This window comes from Nitrosomonas europaea, from assembly GCF_900167395.1.
Classification (GTDB): Bacteria; Pseudomonadota; Gammaproteobacteria; order Burkholderiales; family Nitrosomonadaceae; genus Nitrosomonas; species Nitrosomonas europaea.
This window is the reverse complement of the sequence record NZ_FUWK01000015.1, coordinates 1-17,205: the sequence shown is the minus strand read 5'-3', so window position 1 is coordinate 17,205 and position 17,205 is coordinate 1. Positions and strand designations below refer to the sequence as shown.

17 protein-coding genes are annotated in these 17,205 nt (G+C 51.5%); 9 read left to right on the top strand and 8 right to left on the bottom strand.

What is annotated here, in order from left to right; all coding sequences use genetic code 11:
• The first annotated feature begins 56 nt into the window (after positions 1-56).
• From B5D58_RS06275 to B5D58_RS06235, 9 genes are all read left to right on the top strand, one after another.
• Positions 57-869 carry an ABC transporter ATP-binding protein gene (locus B5D58_RS06275; protein ID WP_011112857.1) on the top strand — a complete coding sequence of 271 codons (813 nt, stop codon included), beginning with the start codon at positions 57-59 and terminating at the stop codon, positions 867-869.
• Between the two features lie 19 nt (positions 870-888).
• Positions 889-1,704, top strand: coding sequence for a lipid asymmetry maintenance ABC transporter permease subunit MlaE (mlaE, locus tag B5D58_RS06270; RefSeq protein WP_011112856.1), 816 nt, complete (start codon positions 889-891; stop codon positions 1,702-1,704).
• Complete coding sequence (gene mlaD, locus B5D58_RS06265) at positions 1,704-2,183, top strand: outer membrane lipid asymmetry maintenance protein MlaD (protein WP_011112855.1); 480 nt, start codon at positions 1,704-1,706, stop codon at positions 2,181-2,183. The genes mlaE and mlaD overlap by 1 nt, the downstream gene beginning before the upstream one ends.
• A gap of 15 nt (positions 2,184-2,198) precedes the next feature.
• A complete protein-coding gene (locus tag B5D58_RS06260; RefSeq protein WP_011112854.1) occupies positions 2,199-2,816 on the top strand; it encodes an MlaC/ttg2D family ABC transporter substrate-binding protein in 618 nt (205 codons plus the stop codon).
• Between the two features lies 1 nt (position 2,817).
• On the top strand, positions 2,818-3,135 hold the full coding sequence (locus tag B5D58_RS06255; protein ID WP_234989019.1) for an STAS domain-containing protein: 318 nt from the start codon (positions 2,818-2,820) through the stop codon (positions 3,133-3,135).
• A 64-nt stretch (positions 3,136-3,199) separates the two neighbouring features.
• A complete protein-coding gene (locus B5D58_RS06250) occupies positions 3,200-4,114 on the top strand; it encodes an ABC transporter ATP-binding protein (protein WP_011112852.1) in 915 nt (304 codons plus the stop codon).
• Positions 4,111-4,866, top strand: a complete 756-nt coding sequence (locus B5D58_RS06245) for an ABC transporter permease (RefSeq protein ID WP_011112851.1) — start codon at positions 4,111-4,113, stop codon at positions 4,864-4,866. The genes B5D58_RS06250 and B5D58_RS06245 overlap by 4 nt, the downstream gene beginning before the upstream one ends.
• A 39-nt stretch (positions 4,867-4,905) precedes the next feature.
• Positions 4,906-5,157: a BolA family protein gene (locus B5D58_RS06240; RefSeq protein WP_011112850.1), complete on the top strand. Its 252-nt coding sequence runs from the start codon at positions 4,906-4,908 to the stop codon at positions 5,155-5,157.
• 581 nt (positions 5,158-5,738) lie between these two features.
• On the top strand, positions 5,739-6,512 hold the full coding sequence (locus B5D58_RS06235; RefSeq protein WP_143023683.1) for a hypothetical protein: 774 nt from the start codon (positions 5,739-5,741) through the stop codon (positions 6,510-6,512).
• A 174-nt stretch (positions 6,513-6,686) separates the two neighbouring features.
• Here the strand turns inward: B5D58_RS06235 and odhB are convergent, their stop codons facing one another.
• The 8 genes from odhB to B5D58_RS06195 form a co-directional block, all read right to left on the bottom strand.
• A complete protein-coding gene (gene odhB / locus B5D58_RS06230) occupies positions 6,687-7,964 on the bottom strand; it encodes a 2-oxoglutarate dehydrogenase complex dihydrolipoyllysine-residue succinyltransferase (protein WP_011112848.1) in 1,278 nt (425 codons plus the stop codon).
• 21 nt (positions 7,965-7,985) lie between these two features.
• Positions 7,986-10,844 carry a 2-oxoglutarate dehydrogenase E1 component gene (locus B5D58_RS06225; RefSeq protein WP_011112847.1) on the bottom strand — a complete coding sequence of 953 codons (2,859 nt, stop codon included), beginning with the start codon at positions 10,842-10,844 and terminating at the stop codon, positions 7,986-7,988.
• A gap of 160 nt (positions 10,845-11,004) precedes the next feature.
• The gene (gene gltA, locus B5D58_RS06220; protein ID WP_011112846.1) at positions 11,005-12,288 is read right to left on the bottom strand and encodes a citrate synthase; all 1,284 of its coding nucleotides are present in this window, start codon (positions 12,286-12,288) and stop codon (positions 11,005-11,007) included.
• Between the two features lie 57 nt (positions 12,289-12,345).
• Positions 12,346-12,579, bottom strand: coding sequence for an FAD assembly factor SdhE (locus B5D58_RS06215; RefSeq protein ID WP_011112845.1), 234 nt, complete (start codon positions 12,577-12,579; stop codon positions 12,346-12,348).
• The gene (locus B5D58_RS06210) at positions 12,576-13,271 is read right to left on the bottom strand and encodes a succinate dehydrogenase iron-sulfur subunit (protein WP_011112844.1); all 696 of its coding nucleotides are present in this window, start codon (positions 13,269-13,271) and stop codon (positions 12,576-12,578) included. The genes B5D58_RS06215 and B5D58_RS06210 overlap by 4 nt, the downstream gene beginning before the upstream one ends.
• Before the next feature lie 125 nt (positions 13,272-13,396).
• The gene (gene thrC, locus B5D58_RS06205; protein WP_011112843.1) at positions 13,397-14,830 is read right to left on the bottom strand and encodes a threonine synthase; all 1,434 of its coding nucleotides are present in this window, start codon (positions 14,828-14,830) and stop codon (positions 13,397-13,399) included.
• A gap of 121 nt (positions 14,831-14,951) precedes the next feature.
• Positions 14,952-16,268, bottom strand: coding sequence for a homoserine dehydrogenase (locus B5D58_RS06200; protein WP_011112842.1), 1,317 nt, complete (start codon positions 16,266-16,268; stop codon positions 14,952-14,954).
• A 107-nt stretch (positions 16,269-16,375) separates the two neighbouring features.
• The coding region (locus B5D58_RS06195) for an aminotransferase class I/II-fold pyridoxal phosphate-dependent enzyme (RefSeq protein ID WP_078737660.1) at positions 16,376-17,205 on the bottom strand (830 nt) is incomplete at its 5' end.

The following is a 17,205-nucleotide window of genomic DNA, read 5'->3' as shown; positions in this document are numbered from 1 at the left end:
ACCAGGGATATTACGCATGCCACTGAAATTTTGGAAGGCGGGAGGCGGATCGGCTGATGGCTGACGATGCGTTGATCGAGTTCAGTAAAGTCAATTTTTCCTACGGTCTCCGGCCGATCCTGAAAGGGGTCGATATGCGCATGTCGCGGGGGCAGGTGATTGCCATCATGGGCGGCAGCGGATCAGGGAAAACCACACTGCTGCGCCTGATCGGCGGTGAAGTCAGGCCTTCGGCAGGTTCCGTCACCGTAGCGGGACAGGTCGTACATGAACTTGGCCGGAATGAATTATTCAGGCTGCGGCGCAAAATGGGCATGTTGTTCCAGTTTGGTGCTCTGTTTACGGATTTGTCGGTATTCGATAACGTTGCCTTTCAAATGCGTGAACACACGAATCTGCCTGAGTCAATGATTCGGGATCTGGTACTGATGAAACTGCATGCGGTGGGTTTGCGCGGCGCATATCATCTGATGCCGGCACAGCTTTCCGGCGGGATGGCACGACGTGTGGCGCTGGCACGCTCTATCGCACTCGATCCCATGCTGATGATGTTTGATGAACCGTTTACCGGACTGGATCCGATTTCATTGAGTGTGATCGGCGGTTTGATCCGTCGTTTGACGGATACGCTTGGCATGACGTCCATTCTGGTGACGCACGATGTTCAGGAATCATTACGGATAGTCGATTACATTTATTTCCTGGCAGATGGCGTGATTGCTGCTCATGGAACGCCTGACGAAGTGCGCGAATCGAAAGTACCGTTCGTCCATCAGTTCATCCATGGTGAAACAGATGGCCCGGTGCCATTTCATTACCAGGCACAAGCTTATTCGCAGGATCTGGGCATAGGCGTCATGGAGAGATGACCGGACACTGACGGCATGAATGATAGGAATGATCAGTTTGGCTAAACGTATCAGGACCATTATTGAATCGATCGGGCACAGAGTGGCCGACAGTATCTGGCGACTGGGATGTGCAACCCGTTTCGTATTGCTGGTACTGTTGAAATCCCTACCTAGTTTTCTGCGTTTCCACTTGATTACACGCGAAATATATTTCGCCGGTGTTCTGTCACTGATCATCATTCTGGTATCCGGATTGTTCGTCGGTATGGTGCTGGGTCTGCAAGGGTACGAAACATTACAGAAATTCGGTTCTGAATCAGCCGTAGGAACGCTGGTGGCGTTATCTCTCGTACGAGAGCTGGGCCCCGTCATTGCGGCATTGCTGTTTGCCAGCCGTGCCGGTTCAGCCATGACGGCCGAAATTGGTTTGATGAAAGCAACTGAACAACTGGCTGCCATGGGAATGATGGCGGTGGATCCGATCGCACGTATCGTTGCACCCAGATTCTGGGGAGGCGTCTTTTCCATGCCGTTGCTGGCGGCGATGTTTTCAGTTATGGGCGTGTTTGGCGGATATCTGGTGACAGTGGTTTTCATTGGCGTAGATGAAGGATCTTTCTGGTCACAGATGCAGAATTCGGTTGATTTTCGTTATGACATTGTGAACGGTGTCATCAAAAGTTGTTTCTTCGGGGTGGTCGTAACGGCGATTGCTGTATTTGAAGGGTTTGATGCGCCGCCGACGGCTGAAGGGGTATCGGGGGCGACCACCCGTACGGTGGTAACCTCTTCGCTCGCGATTCTGGGGCTGGATTTCGTTTTGACTGCATTCATGTTCAGAGGAGTAAGCTGATGCAACGTACCATGATGGATTTCTGGGTGGGTCTGTTCGTCATGGCGGGTATTGGCGCACTGCTGGTTCTTGGATTGAAAGTGGGTAATCTGACCGATTTTCAGCCGGAAGGAAGTTATGTACTGGTGGGGAATTTCGAGAACATTGGTGGTTTAAAGGTCAGAGCACCGGTAAAGAGTGCAGGTGTAGTGGTGGGGCGTGTGACGGATATACAGTTCAGTGTGCAGACTTATGATGCAGTAGTCACCATGAAAGTGGATACGCGTTATCAGTTTCCGAAAGATACTTTTGCCAGCATTCTGACATCGGGATTGCTGGGCGAACAATATATCGGACTGTTACCGGGAGGTGACGAGGAGATGCTCAAGGATGGTGAAAAGATCATGAAAACCAACTCGGCTATTGTGCTTGAGGAGATGATCGGGCGATTCCTGTTCGATAAGGCCTCAGAGAAAAAGAATTCGGATCCGGAAATTTGAAATAGGTGATAAAACATGAAAATACGCATTGGTAACGTTCTTTTACTGGCATTACTCGCTGTTGTATTGCCTGTGTCGGCGCAGAACAGCTCACCGGATGCGCTGATCAGAAATACGGTCGATGAGGTAGTCGCCGTGCTGAAACAGGATGACGGAATCAGAGCGGGCAATCAGGACAAGGTATTAAGTCTCATCCGGGAAAAGATATTGCCCCATTTCAACTTCACGCGTATGACCCAGCTGGCGATGGGTAAGAACTGGTCTCTGGCCGGTCCGGAGCAAAAGAAATCCCTGGTGAAGGAGTTTCGTACACTGCTGGTACGAACCTACTCCAATTCACTGACCACTTACCGCGATGAAGTCATCAAGGTCAGTCCGACAAATGTCGGTTCGCAGGATACCAAAGCAACAGTCAAGACGCTGGTGATTCAGGGTAGCGGGAAACAGCCCGTGCCGATCGACTATGCCATGGAAAAGAGCGATAGCACCTGGAAAGTATATGATGTGACGGTTGCCGGAGTCAGCCTGGTTACCAATTATCGGGGTACCTTCAACAGCCAGGTCAGAGATGGTGGCGTGGATGGATTGATCACGGCGCTTGCAGAGAAGAATGCATCGATGCGGGGAAAGTAGTGTGGCCGGAACGGATGCACGTATTCGCCTGGAGGGAAACCGTCTCTTTGTCGGCGGCCCGGTAACTTATGACAACGTAGTTGAGGTGATCCGCACAGGTGATGCAGCGATCAAAGCAGATGATATGCTGATCGACCTGGCGGGGGTTACCTGGGTGGATTCCTCGGCTGTCAGCATGCTGCTTGAGTGGATGCGTACCGCACAGACATATGACCGGAGAATCGAATTCATCAATCTGCCGTCAAATCTGGCTGACCTCATAGAACTGTATGATGTAGGCAGCCTGATTCCAACTGATAAACCGGCAGAATCCGTCTGATCTGACGGATTCTGCCATTTCCCTGCTTTTATTTCAGTAATACGCTGATGTTTTCCATTACCAGATGACCCCGGCGATCGAGGTACGGCAACTGAGCAAACGCTACGGTAAGCTGGTTGCACTGGATAATATCGATCTGGTCGTTCAACCGGGGGAATTCTTCGCGTTGCTGGGGCCCAACGGAGCTGGTAAAACCACGCTGATCAGTATTCTGGCGGGTCTGACCCGGGCAAGCCAGGGATCTGCCAGAGTAATGGGGTACGATGTGCTGTCCGGATATCGTGAAGCCCGGAAAAGGCTGGGGGTGGTTCCGCAGGAGCTGGTGTACGACCCCTTTTTCACGGTGCGTGAGATGCTGGTCATCCAATCTGGCTATTTCGGAATCAGGTGCAACGATGCCTGGATCGATGAAATTTTGCAGCATCTCGATCTCGCTGATAAGGCACATACGAATGTACGTGCGCTGTCAGGCGGTATGAAACGACGTTTGCTGATCGCGCAGGCTCTGGTGCATAAACCGCCGGTGATCATTCTTGACGAACCTACGGCGGGGGTGGATGTGGATTTGCGCCAGAGTTTGTGGCAGTTCATCCGGCAGCTCAATCTCGAAGGTCATACGGTCGTGCTGACCACGCATTATCTGGAAGAAGCCGAAGCTTTGTGTAACCGTGTGGCAGTGCTCAAGCAGGGCAGAATCGCAGCGCTCGACAGTATGCATAATCTCGTACGCAGTACCCGGGACTATACGCTGGAGTTGCGTTTATCCACCGACACACTGCCATCCGGGCTGGGTACGTGGCCAGGCGGGCATGACGGCTGCCTGCACAACCTGAAAATAAAGAATTACACCGAGATCGAGAAAATATTGTCGGTATTGCGCCAATCCGGAATCGAGGTGCTCGATATGCGGTTACTCCAGCCTGATTTGGAGACTGTATTCATGAAGATTATGGAAACGGACGCAGCGGGGATATCATGACCGGTTTTTATACCCTGTTTCACAAGGAGCTGTTACGTTTCTGGAAAGTCAGTCTCCAGACGATTCTCGCGCCAGTATTATCCAGCCTGCTTTATCTGCTGATTTTCTCGCATGTTCTTGCGGCACGGGTAGAAGTGTATGGCAGTATTCCCTATACCGTTTTTCTGATTCCCGGGCTGGTGATAATGGCCGTCTTGCAGAATGCTTTCGCCAATTCATCTTCCAGCCTGATCCAGTCGAAAATAACCGGAAATCTGGTATTCATTCTGCTGTCGCCACTTTCTTATCTGGAAATTTTTCTGGCCTATGTCAGTGCTTCCACATTACGCGGATTGATGGTCGGCCTGGGTGTCTATGCGGTCGCTGCCTGGTTTTATCCGCTGCCGCTGCAATCACTGTTCTGGGTCGTGCTGTTTGCATTGCTTGGCAGTGCTCTGCTGGGGGTGATGGGTGTCATTGCCGGGATCATATCGGATAAGTTCGATCAACTGGCAGCATTCCAGAATTTTATTATCCTCCCGCTGACATTCCTTTCCGGGGTGTTCTATTCCATCCATTCTCTGCCACCGGTATGGCAGTTTTTATCTCATCTGAATCCCTTTTTTTATATGATCGATGGTTTCCGCTATGGTTTCTTTGGTGTTTCCGACATCTCACCTTATATCAGCATGATTGTTGTATCGTGCTGTCTCGCAGCTATTTCGGGATGGGCATTGTGGATGCTGAAAAGCGGTTACAAAATCCGCTCATGAGCAAGTTTATTTTTATATCTGAGAAATAAAGGAGAAGACATGGTTACTGCAGAATCAATCGAGCATTCGATTAAAGCCACTTTACCCTGCACCTGGATCAGGGTAGAGGGAGATGACGGTCATCATTTCAGTGCTGTGATCGTCAGTGAGTCGTTTCAGGGAAAAAGTATCGTCGGGCAGCATCAACTGGTTTACCAGGCACTTGGCGAGCGGATGCGTGAGGAAATTCATGCCCTGTCAATGAAAACCTATACTCCCGAACAGTGGGAAGCGGCCAGAACCTCGAATTGATATCCGACCTGATATGCCGGTCAGGACGACTATTGGCTAAAGCAGTAAACCAGCCATGGAGTCCGGCAATCATGTGCAGCGATTATCATTCAGTGATCTTACCGGTTAGAAAAGCAATACCCACCTTCCCCTGATCGATGGAGACAGTCCGGATCGATCAGTCTGCGATTTCGTCCATTTCTTTTTCCACTTTTACGCGGCTGTCCGCAGTCGCAGGTTCCCGGAATGGCAGCCATTTCGCAAGTGCGACAAATTGTCGCATTTGCGTGGTGACTGCCGCAGAGCAATCCCTCCTGCTGTAAACGAATTTCATCTATTTGTCATGTGGTTAGCGTGTCCTGCCACGACCGTGAGCGCTCATCTTTGCAACGGGCGCGACAATTTGTCGCATTGTTATTTACTTATGCGGATCAGATAATGTTTTCCGGCTGCCAGCCATTTTTAAGAAGAATAAATGGTCGCAGCAAGGTTGCCATTTTCATCATTTATGGATGACTGAAAGGATGAAATGGATGCCGGTATGGCTGCAGATGAGTTTCGTCTTGCTTTATGCGTATAAACAGAACAAAGGGGTAGATTGCATGAAAAAAATTAAACTGGAATGGTCATTATTTTCATTGACAGTAGCCGTGCTGTTGGGAACGGGGCTGGAGGTATCAGCGCATACCCGTTTCGAGACCGGTACGGTTGGTGAGGGAGTCAGAGTCACGAATAATGTGGTGATCGGGCATCCTTGTGGAACCAATCCTATAATTGGAACATCTGTCGTATTTCCCGATGGTGCTGATTCGACCGTTCTGGTTGATGGCCAGCCTCAAGGCAGTCCACTGACCGATTTCGTATCAAACTGGGGTGACAACGTTCGCCCTTTGCTGAGCCGGGCAGCCTTTGATCATATACAACCCAAGCAAGGTGCTGCAGGAAACGTGGTTGGGTTCTGGGCAGCCGGTGGCCCGGGGATGCCGGAAGGAATGGTGGCTTATGTCCCCTTCCGGTTAAATGCAGTGAACATCGTACCCGGCTCTTGTGCAAAAAGTGTAACTTTTCAGGTGTCTATTGTTGACATCTGCCAGATCACAGGTCCAGGCGGATTGCAAACAGAGGGTGTAGTAGAATTGTGGACGCATAATGACCTGGGAACAATTTTTGACAGCAACATAGATAATGGCCCTGCTCCATTGAAGATCACGCGTAACCTGACTGCCAATCCACTACCCGAATCATGTGGTCAGGGTGTGGATGTAACGGTGAAGCCTTCTGCAGCACAAATCAACCGCGACATGCCTATCGTCTACGAGCGCAAGCAGATCTGGCCCAGCAAAACAGGAAAAAAACACTCACTGAAATTGAAATAAAAGTACGAGAGATCGCGTCTTCTGCTCAGGCTGTTTTACATCTACAGCATTGAAGGTCACCTGATCAGCAGGTAGTGCAGGGTGAGTAAATGGCTCTGAGCAGAGTCTGTGAATCAGTCGCTGCCGAGTTGGATATCCTCTTATCCTTTTCGATTCTTCCGTTTCTGTCGGTTCTCAACCCTCGAATAACGGGCTGACCGGATATTCCAGTGCTTCCTTGATCGCGACCAGCGACAGGACAGCTTCGCGCCCGTCGATGATGCGGTGATCATAGGAAAGTGCCAGATAGTTGATCGGCCGGATTACAATCTGCCCATTCTCGACGACCGGGCGTTGCTTGGTGGCATGAATGCCAAGAATTGCGCTTTGGGGCGGGTTGATGATCGGTGTCGAGAGCATCGAGCCAAATACGCCTCCATTGGTAATGGAGAACGTACCTCCTGTCAGTTCTTCCAGTGTGAGTTTCCCCTCCTGTGCCCGTCTGGCCAGATCAGCAATCTGTTTTTCGATCCCGGCGAAGGTGAGCTTATCGGCATCACGGATGATCGGCACGACCAGACCACGTGGACTGGCCACTGCTATGCCGATATCGTAATAGTCGTGATAGATGATGTCATTTCCATCTACCGATGCGTTGATGATAGGAAATTTCTTGAGGGCGGCAACCACAGCTTTGACAAAAAATGAAGTAAAGCCGAGTTTGATACCATGTTCTTTCTCAAAGCTGTCCTTGTAACGGGCGCGCAAATCCATGATTGCCTGCATGTTGACTTCGTTGAACGTAGTCAGAATGGCTGCTGTAGATTGGGACTGTACCAGCCGTTCAGCAATGCGCATGCGTAAACGCGTCATGGGTACGCGTTTTTCCAGCCGATCTGGTTTTTCTGTCTGATCGACTGGTATCGGGGAAGTGTCTGCCTGGGGTATACCAGCAGCAGATTGATCGGTGCGGGAATCAGACTGCTGATCGGTAACGGCACTGTTTTTGTTTCTGACATGGGCCAGCACATCCTGCCGGGTGATGCGTCCGCCACGGCCTGTACCGTGAATGGCTGCAATTTCTTCCATGGTAAGACCATTTTCCTCGGCAGCTTTTTTGGCTGACGGCATGAGCGGCTGAGCCGGATGCATGGATGCTACCGTAGATTCTGTGATTTCCAGGTGTCCGGAATCAATCGGAGCAGGCTGCTGTGCAGCAGTTTTTGTCTCTTTGGCAGCGGTATCGATACGGGCAATGATTTCTCCACTGGTGACGGTAGCGCCATCGTTCCGGATAATTTCAGCCAGGATTCCGGACTGCGGAGCAGGGAGTTCCAGTACGACCTTATCAGTTTCGATGTCGATCAGGTTCTCACCCCGTTCAACATACTCGCCTGGCTGTTTATGCCAGTTGATCAATGTGGCTTCCGCTACCGATTCTGATAATGCGGGGACTTTGACTTCGATCAGCATGATGAACTCTCCATGATTTTGTCAGATTGTGTCGCGGAACGCTGCCTCGATCAATTCTTTCTGTCTGAATCTGTCCATCGCCAGATAACCGACTGAGGGGGAAGCAGATGAGGGGCGAAGTGCGTACCCGAGTATCTGATCAGGCCGCATATGTCGCAACAGATAGTGCTGGATACGGTGCCATGCACCCTGGTTGCCTGGCTCTTCCTGACACCAGAGGATTTCCGTAGCATGGTCGTACCGGTTGATTTCTGCCTGAAAATCTTCGTGAGGAAACGGGTAAAGCTGTTCCAGCCTGATGATTGCCATATTGGTGATATGGTGTTCGCGCCGATAGGCTGTCAGCTCGTAGTATATTTTTCCGCTGCAGACGATCAGCCGTTTTACCTTCTCGATTTCGAATGCTTCCGTTTCAGGGAGGATGGGCTGGAAACGACCATTTGCCAGTTCTTCCAGAGATGAAACTGCTTCCTTGTGGCGCAGCATGCTTTTGGGTGACATGACGATCAGCGGTTTACGTATCGGCCGGATGATCTGACGCCGCAGAAGATGGAATATCTGTGCTGGAGTGGAAGGAACACATACCTGAATGTTGTATTCGGCGCATAGCTGCAGATATCGCTCCAGACGGGCCGATGAATGTTCCGGACCCTGGCCTTCATAACCGTGCGGCAGCAGCAGAACCAGTCCGCACAGGCGCCCCCACTTGGCTTCCCCGGAAGCAATGAACTGATCGATGACTACTTGAGCGCCGTTGGCAAAATCGCCAAATTGTGCCTCCCAGATGACGAGCTCATTTGGCTGGGCGGTGGCATAACCGTATTCGAAACCTAGTACGGCTTCTTCTGACAGTATCGAGTCTATGACGACAAAATCAGGCTGCCTGGGTGTGATATGGCGCAAAGGGATATACGTTCCATCTTCCCATTGATCCTGCTCACGATTCTGGTCGTGCAGGACGGCATGACGATGAAAAAAAGTGCCACGCCCGCAATCCTGCCCGGAAATACGAACCGGGTAACCTTCTTTCAGCAGAGCAGCGTAGGCGAGGTTCTCAGCCATTCCCCAATCCAGCGGTAAACTGCCTTCCCCCATTTTCCGGCGATCCTGGATAATCTTTTCGACCCTGGGGTGTAACTTGAATGTGGCTGGAATGGTAGTCAGGCGTTCCGACAGATATTTCAGATCTTCAACCGGTACTCCGGTTGTTACCGGCTGGTTCCATTTCTCAGAAGCCTGGAAGGGTACCCAGTTGGCCACATTGGGAGATTTGTAGTCATAGCAGATAGTCGTATTGGGGTTACGCCCTTCATCCATGGCATCCTGATAGGACTGCACCATATGCTCCACATCGGCGTTATCGACTACACCCTGGCGGATGAGCCCATCGGCATACAGTTTACGGGTGCCCGGATGCTGGTGGATGACGCGGTACATGGAAGGCTGGGTCACCATCGGCTCATCCTGCTCGTTATGCCCCTGCTTGCGGAAACAGACCAGATCGATCACGACATCTCTATGGAACTGCATCCGAAAATCAAATGCGATTTCTGTAGCCAGTACTACTGCCTCAGGATCGTCTCCGTTGACATGGAAAACCGGTGCGTCGATCATCTTGACGACATCGGTGCAATATAACGTGGAGCGGCTGTCGCGCGGATCCGATGTGGTGAAACCAATCTGGTTGTTGATGATGATATGAATCGTTCCACCCGTGCCATAACCGCGTGTTTGTGACAGATTCAGCGTTTCCATCACGACACCCTGTCCGGCAAAGGCAGCATCACCATGAATCAGCACCGGGATGACATGATCTCCGTTTTTGTCGCCGAAGCGGTGCTGACGAGCGCGTACCGAACCTTCCACTACCGGGTTGACGATCTCGAGGTGTGACGGATTGAATGCAAGCGCCAGACGCATGATGCCGCCCGAAGTCATGACTGCAGAAGAAAATCCCTGGTGATATTTGACATCCCCTGAAGTCAGCGCTTGTGGGTGCTTGCCTTCAAATTCCTGAAACAGCTCGGAAGGCATTTTTCCCAACGTGTTGACCAGTACATTCAGGCGGCCGCGATGAGCCATTCCCATGACGATTTCCTGTACACCGGATATCCCGGCGTGTTGCAGCAGCTTGTCCAGCATTGGAATGAGGCTTTCATTACCTTCTCCGGAAAAGCGTTTCTGGCCGACATAACGATTGTGCAGATATTTTTCCAGTCCTTCTGCAGCAGTTAATCGCTCGAGAATATGACGTTTGTACTCTGGCGTAAAACCGGGCTGGGCGTTGATGGATTCCAGCCGGTTCTGTATCCAGCGTTTCTGTTTGGTGTCTGCAATATACATGTACTCGGCACCAATGCTGCCGCAGTAGGTTTGCTGCAGACGGTGTAGAATCTCCTGCAAAGTGGCGTGCTCGGGACCGACCAGGGAGCCGGTATTGAACACCTTGTCCATGTCAGTGTCGGTAAGCCCGTGAAATCCCGGATCGAGTTCGAGAATATCCTGTTTCTGCTGCAGATCGAGCGGATCGAGGTTGGCTCTGCGTACCCCCAGGAACCGGTAGGCGTTGATCAATTGCAGAACAGCAACCTGCTTGCGTTCCTGTGTTTCAGTATCAGACGGTTGTTCAATCGCCTGCTTTGATGGAGTCCCGGACAGAGGTGGTTTGTGCAGGGTGGCAGATCGTACCAGTGACTCAACGACAGGAGTATGAGGGATGTCTCGTACAGAGATGGTTTCTGTCGGCTGCAGTGAATCAAAATACTGGCGCCATTGATCCGATACCGCAAATGGATCTTCCAGATAGCGTTCGTAGAGCATTTCGATGAATGCCGCATTGTTGCCGAACAGTTTCGAATCTTCTAAAAGTTGTTTTGTCACGATAACCACCTGGAGCCTGTGAAGTCACTGCAACATTTTTTCCGGAGTACTGGGGGAGAGAACAGGCGATGGACGTGCATGACCTCGACTGTTCCCGATTCCCGTCAGCCGCCGCAGACTCGTTTACAAGTCTGGTCTTTACCTGGCAGGGTTGCGGTCGTCATGGCACATCTCTGCGAGGTGCGCCCACGTACAGTTGACGTGGCCGGCCTATTTTTTGTTCCGGATCGGAAATCATTTCGTTCCACTGAGCAACCCAGCCAACGGTGCGGGCTGTGGCAAAAATGGCGGTGAACATCGACGTCGGAATACCCAGTGCGCGTTGTACGATGCCCGAATAGAAATCGACATTGGGGTAAAGCTTCTTGGTAATGAAGTAGTCATCCTCCAACGCGATTTTTTCCAGCTCTAGCGCCAGCTTGAACAACCGGTCGTTATGTAACCCCAGTTCATCCAGGACCTCATGGCAGGTTTCACGCATCAATGTGGCGCGCGGATCAAAATTTTTGTAGACCCGGTGGCCAAAGCCCATCAGCCGGAAAGGATCGTTCTTGTCTTTGGCTCGCGCAATGTATTCGTTGATACGTGAAACATCTCCGATTTGTTCAAGCATGTTGAGGCAGGCTTCATTCGCGCCCCCATGTGCCGGACCCCATAAGCAGGTAATTCCGGCTGAGATACAGGCAAACGGGTTGGCTCCGCTCGAACCGGCCAGGCGGACAGTCGAAGTGGAGGCATTCTGTTCATGGTCTGCATGCAGAATCAGGATGCGATCCAGTGCCCTGACGATGACCGGATTGGGAGTATATTGCTCGGCCGGTGTGGCAAACATCATGTGCAGGAAATTTTCCGTGAATCCCAGATCGTTGTGCGGATAGATGAACGGCTGGCCAATATTGTATTTATAGGCAATGGCCGTGATCGTCGGCAGCTTGGCAATCAGGCGGAATGCAGACTGTTCGCGATGTTGTGCGTCAGAGACATCCATGGCGTCATGATAAAAGGCAGACAATGCGCCGACTACGCCGACCATGACTGCCATGGGGTGCGCATCACGGCGGAATCCGCTGAGAAACTTGATCAGCTGCTCGTGCAGCATCGTGTGGTTTTTGATGTTGTCGACAAATTTCGCTTTCTGGTCGGGTGTCGGCAGCTCGCCATTCAGCAGAAGATAACTGACTTCCATGAAATCACAGCGGGTGGCCAGTTGCTCGATCGGATAGCCACGGTACAACAGAACACCTTTGTCACCGTCGATGAACGTAATGGCCGATTTGCAGCTGGCCGTCGACACAAAACCGGGGTCGTAGGTAAACATGCCGCTCTGGGCATACAGCGAACGAATATCGACGACATCCGGGCCTTCATTACCGGACACAATGGGCAGTTCAATCTCTTGTTTGCCTTTACCCGGTGACAAAGTGGCTACGTTTTGTGGGGGCATAGTTTTCTCCATTTATCCTGTAATTTAAATTGTTTCTGCAGATGCCCGAATTTCGGGTCAATTTTCCTGTAAAAGTTTCAATACAGGCTGAAACTGATTATTGGGCTCTTTAGTGTTGCCAATAATTATGTTCCACAGGTCGTGATCGGAAAGCGACAGTAGCATTTCAAACAGCTCAAGCTGGTGTTCATCCAGCTGTTCATAATGATTGTCTATGAAACGCTGCAGGACGATGTCCAGTTCCAGCATGCCGCGACGACAACGCCAGCGCATGCGGGCCTGATGATTCATACCGTTTTATTCAGCATCATGATTTTTATGCTTTCTATTGCGGCAGTGGGATTTAATCCCTTGGGGCAGGCATCGACACAGTTCATGATGGAGTGACAACGGAATAAACGGTAGGGATCTTCCAGATCATCCAGTCGTTCCGAGGTGGCCTGATCCCGGCTGTCGGCCAGAAAGCGATAGGCTTGCAGTAATCCGGCCGGGCCAACAAATTTATCGGGATTCCACCAGAATGAAGGGCAGGAAGTTGTACAGCAGGCACACAGAATACACTCATAGAGCCCATCCAGCCGGGCGCGCTCCTCCGGGGATTGTAATCGCTCTGTCTCCGGCGGTGGATCATTGTTGACCAGATAGGGTTTGATCGAGTGATACTGTTTGAAAAACTGGCTCATATCGACAATCAGATCCCGGATGATCGGTAACCCCGGTAAAGGACGGATCTCCACCGGTTCACGCAGGCCGGCCAGCGGCGTGATGCAGGCAAGTCCATTTCGACCGTTGATATTCATGGCGTCGGAACCGCAGACACCTTCCCGGCAGGAGCGCCTCAGGCTGAGACTGTCATCGATGGTTTTGATGCGTATCAGCGCATCCAGAAGCATTTTATCCGTAGGCTCAAGCTCAACGTCATAATCCTGCATGTACGGCTTTTCATCCTTGTCTGGATCATAACGGCTAATCGAAAACAGCATGGTGCACTCCTTTCTCCGTTTGTTGCGATTTAGTGAGAAAAACACCCGAATCGGGGAGGGAAAACGGTATTTGGGCGATGTTGCTCAGGGAAAAGGTTCAATATATCAGGATTTCCCCCGGTTTTTTATGACTTGTTTATTTTGTCTGATGAATCGATCCGGCTGGCCATGAACTGTTTGACCTGTTCGGCATCTGCCGCCATGCGTTCAAAACGTTGGGGCAGACTTTCCAGATTATCGTACCCGGCCGGCTGTTCCAGTTCAAATCCGACCGCTTCCCGGATGCTGTCCGCAAATTTGACGGGTAGTGCCGTTTCCAGGCAGATCAGTGGAATGCCAGGTTCGCGCAATGCCATCCCTGTTTTCAGCCCATCTGCAGTGTGTGTGTCGATCAGGACGTTGAATTTGCGGTATATCTCGCGAATGGTATTGATGCGTTCAGCGTGGCAGCTGGTCCCTGATGTAATGCCAAAATCTCTGATTTTTGCCCATAAATCGGTACCGGAGAGATCGAATGATCCTCCCTGATCGACCGATTTCCAGAGTTCTTTGACTCGTTCAGCATCCCGGCCGGTCAGATCGAAGATGAATCGCTCGAAATTCGATGCCTTGGAAATATCCATCGAGGGGCTGCTGGTTTGCCTGGTTTCAGCCGTTGAGCGTGGCCGGTACAAACCGGTGCGGAAAAATTCATCCAGTACATCGTTTTCATTGGTTGCCAGAATCAGTTTCCGAATTGGCAGACCCATCATACGAGCGACATGGCCGGCAAAAATGTTGCCGAAGTTGCCGGAAGGGACGGAAAACGAGACCACTTCGTCGCTGGAACGGGTGACTGCGAAATAGGCCTTGAAGTAGTAAACCACCTGTGCGGCGATGCGAGCCCAGTTGATTGAATTGACGGCGCCGATCCGATATTGCTGTTTGAATGCCTGATCATTACTGACTGTTTTGACGATATCCTGGCAGTCGTCGAATACCCCTTCGATCGCGATGTTGAAGATGTTTTCATCCTGGAGTGAAAACATCTGTGCTGTCTGAAAAGCACTCATTTTGCCGTAGGGTGACAGCATGAATACGTGGATCCCCTGTTTCCCGCGCATGGCATATTCCGCACTGGAGCCGGTATCGCCGGACGTTGCACCCAGAATATTCAGTTCATCGTTATTTTTTGCCAGAACGTATTCGAACAGGTTACCCATGAACTGCATGGCAATATCCTTGAATGCCAGCGTGGGTCCATTGGACAGGTGTAGCAGATGCAGATCGGGTTCGAGCGTCTGGACGGGTGTAATGTCTTTACTGCCAAATATCTCAGGGGTATAAGTGCGTGCGATCAGTGTGCGCAAATCGTCGGCAGGGATGTCATCCATGAAACGCGACAGAATTTCGAACGCAAGTGACGGGTAGTCGAGTGGTCGCCAGGATTCAAGCGTTGCCGAGCTGATTTCCGGATAGGCTTCCGGCATGGCCAGCCCGCCATCGGGTGCCAGGCCGGTCAGCAGTATTTCAGTAAATGTTCTGGGCGACATGCCGCCGCGAGTCGAAAGATAACGCATATTAGCCTGTGATAAGCGGGATACGAATATCGGGTATGTCCCGGTGGAAATGTGTCAATTCCGTGAAAATGCAGGGAATGGATCAGGCCCGGGTAAAACAAACCTGAAAAGCCCGTGCAGCTTAACTGCCGAGCTCCTCAAGCCGGATCCGGATGATTTTATCAGTCATGGCCGGGAGGTTCTGAATTTTTTCAATGGCGGTGTTGACGTTCTTTTCCCGTGTTTTGTGCAGCAGCATGATGATGTTGACCTTGTCCTCCTTGTCCGCATGTTCTTTCTGGATCATGGCGTTGATGGAGATATGGTTGTCTGCCAGGATACGGGTGATGTCAGCCAGCACACCGGGTTTATCCAGAACCTGGAGTCGCAGATAATAAGCCGTTTCGACTGCTTCCATCGGCACAATGGGAGTATCGGACAGCAGTTCCGGCAGGAATGCCAGCACCGGTACCCGGTGTTCCGGGCCGGAAGTGAGCAGACGGGTCACATCGACCAGGTCGGCAATGACTGCACTGGCAGTAGGTTCTGCTCCGGCTCCGGCACCGTAGTACAGTGTCGGGCCGACAGCATCTCCCTTGACGATGATCGCGTTCATCACGCCTTCAACGTTGGCGATTAGCCGTTTGACCGGGATCAGTGCCGGATGGACACGCAGCTCGATCCCGTTGGCGGTGCGCCTGGTAATACCCAGCAGCTTGATGCGATACCCCAGTTCTTCAGCATAGCGGATATCGTCATTGGCCAGTTTCGTAATTCCCTCGATGTAGGTTTGATCGAACCGGACCGGGATACCGAAGGCAAGGGCAGACATGATGGTAATTTTATGCGCTGCATCGATGCCTTCGATGTCATAGGTCGGATCAGCTTCGGCATAGCCCAGTTGCTGTGCTTCAGCCAGAACGGTAGTGAAATCCAGTCCTTTGGAACGCATTTCAGACAGAATGAAATTGCTGGTTCCATTGATGATGCCGGCGATCCATTCGATATGGTTGGCTGCCAGACCTTCACGCAAGGCCTTGATGATGGGAATGCCACCTGCCACGGCAGCTTCGAACGCAACGATGACATTGCGCTGTTGTGCGGCTGCGAAGATTTCATTGCCATGGATTGCCAGCAGTGCCTTGTTGGCGGTAATGACATGCTTGCCATGAGCGATGGCTTCAAGGATCGCCTGCTTGGCAATGGTTTGTCCCCCCATCAGTTCGATGACGATATCGATTTCGGGGTGTCGGGCAACCTCAAGCGCATCGGAAGTTACGATGACATCATCACCTGCTGTCAGATGACGCACTTTTTCCTGATCCAGATCGGCAATCATGCGGATGACGATATTGCGACCGGTTCTGCGAGTGATTTCCTGCTGGTTGCGTTTCAGAACGGTATAAGTGCCGCCGCCAACAGTGCCGACACCGAGCAGTCCTACATAAATTGGCTTCATAACAGAATTTGTATGTACATCGATGAAAGTAAACTGCGGATTATATACGGAATAAAGCGGGGCAAGTCGGTTGCCCGTTCAGTTACCCATGTTTGCAGGTAACAGGATCAACTGCCGTGGCGGGTGCGATAACGGTCGAGAAACTTCGCGATCCGGCCGATTGCTTCTGTCAAATCATCACTGTTGGGTAGAAACACGATCCGGAAATGATCGGGTTGCGACCAGTTGAACCCGGTTCCCTGTACCACCAGCACCTTCTCTTCCAGCAGCAGATCCAGTGCAAACTGTTCATCATCTTTAACTGGATAGTAGTCGGGATCGAGTCGTGGGAACAGGTACAGTGCACTCTGCGGTTTGAAGCAGGTCACGCCCGGGATGTCGGTCAGCAGTTTCCAGGCCAGATCACGCTGCCGTTTCAGCCGGCCGGTAGGCATGGTGAGATCATGTATGCTCTGATAACCGCCTAATGCAGTCTGGATGCCGAATTGTGCCGGAACATTGGCGCACAGGCGCATCGATGCCAGCATGTTGAGCCCGGTAATGTAATCCCGTGCATGAGTCTTGTTACCGGAAACGACGACCCAGCCGGAGCGAAAGCCGGCTGCACGGTAGTTTTTGGATAAACCGTTGAATGTAACGAATAAAACATCATCAGCCAGCGAGGCAACCGAAGTGTGGCTGGCAGAGTCGTAAAGAATTTTGTCGTAGATTTCATCCGCAAAAATGATCAGATTGTTACGCCGGGCAATTTCAATGATTTCGCGCAACAGATCATCCGGATACAGCGCACCGGTCGGGTTGTTGGGGTTGATGATTACGATGGCCCGGGTTCTGCTGCTGACCTGGGCTTTTATGTTTTCCGGATCGGGCAGCCAGCTGGATTGTTCGTCACAGGTGTAATGACGTGCAACCCCGCCGGCAAGCGAGATGGCTGCCG

Coding starts and splice junctions, on each gene's coding strand:
- B5D58_RS06275 (WP_011112857.1), top strand. CDS start 57: ATGGCTGACGATGCGTTGATCGAGTTCAGTAAAGTCAATTTTTCCTAC.
- mlaE (WP_011112856.1), top strand. CDS start 889: ATGATAGGAATGATCAGTTTGGCTAAACGTATCAGGACCATTATTGAA.
- mlaD (WP_011112855.1), top strand. CDS start 1,704: ATGCAACGTACCATGATGGATTTCTGGGTGGGTCTGTTCGTCATGGCG.
- B5D58_RS06260 (WP_011112854.1), top strand. CDS start 2,199: ATGAAAATACGCATTGGTAACGTTCTTTTACTGGCATTACTCGCTGTT.
- B5D58_RS06250 (WP_011112852.1), top strand. CDS start 3,200: ATGACCCCGGCGATCGAGGTACGGCAACTGAGCAAACGCTACGGTAAG.
- B5D58_RS06245 (WP_011112851.1), top strand. CDS start 4,111: ATGACCGGTTTTTATACCCTGTTTCACAAGGAGCTGTTACGTTTCTGG.
- B5D58_RS06240 (WP_011112850.1), top strand. CDS start 4,906: ATGGTTACTGCAGAATCAATCGAGCATTCGATTAAAGCCACTTTACCC.
- B5D58_RS06235 (WP_143023683.1), top strand. CDS start 5,739: ATGAAAAAAATTAAACTGGAATGGTCATTATTTTCATTGACAGTAGCC.
- odhB (WP_011112848.1), bottom strand. CDS start 7,964: ATGCTGATCGAAGTCAAAGTCCCCGCATTATCAGAATCGGTAGCGGAA.
- gltA (WP_011112846.1), bottom strand. CDS start 12,288: ATGCCCCCACAAAACGTAGCCACTTTGTCACCGGGTAAAGGCAAACAA.
- B5D58_RS06215 (WP_011112845.1), bottom strand. CDS start 12,579: ATGAATCATCAGGCCCGCATGCGCTGGCGTTGTCGTCGCGGCATGCTG.
- B5D58_RS06210 (WP_011112844.1), bottom strand. CDS start 13,271: ATGCTGTTTTCGATTAGCCGTTATGATCCAGACAAGGATGAAAAGCCG.
- thrC (WP_011112843.1), bottom strand. CDS start 14,830: ATGCGTTATCTTTCGACTCGCGGCGGCATGTCGCCCAGAACATTTACT.
- B5D58_RS06200 (WP_011112842.1), bottom strand. CDS start 16,268: ATGAAGCCAATTTATGTAGGACTGCTCGGTGTCGGCACTGTTGGCGGC.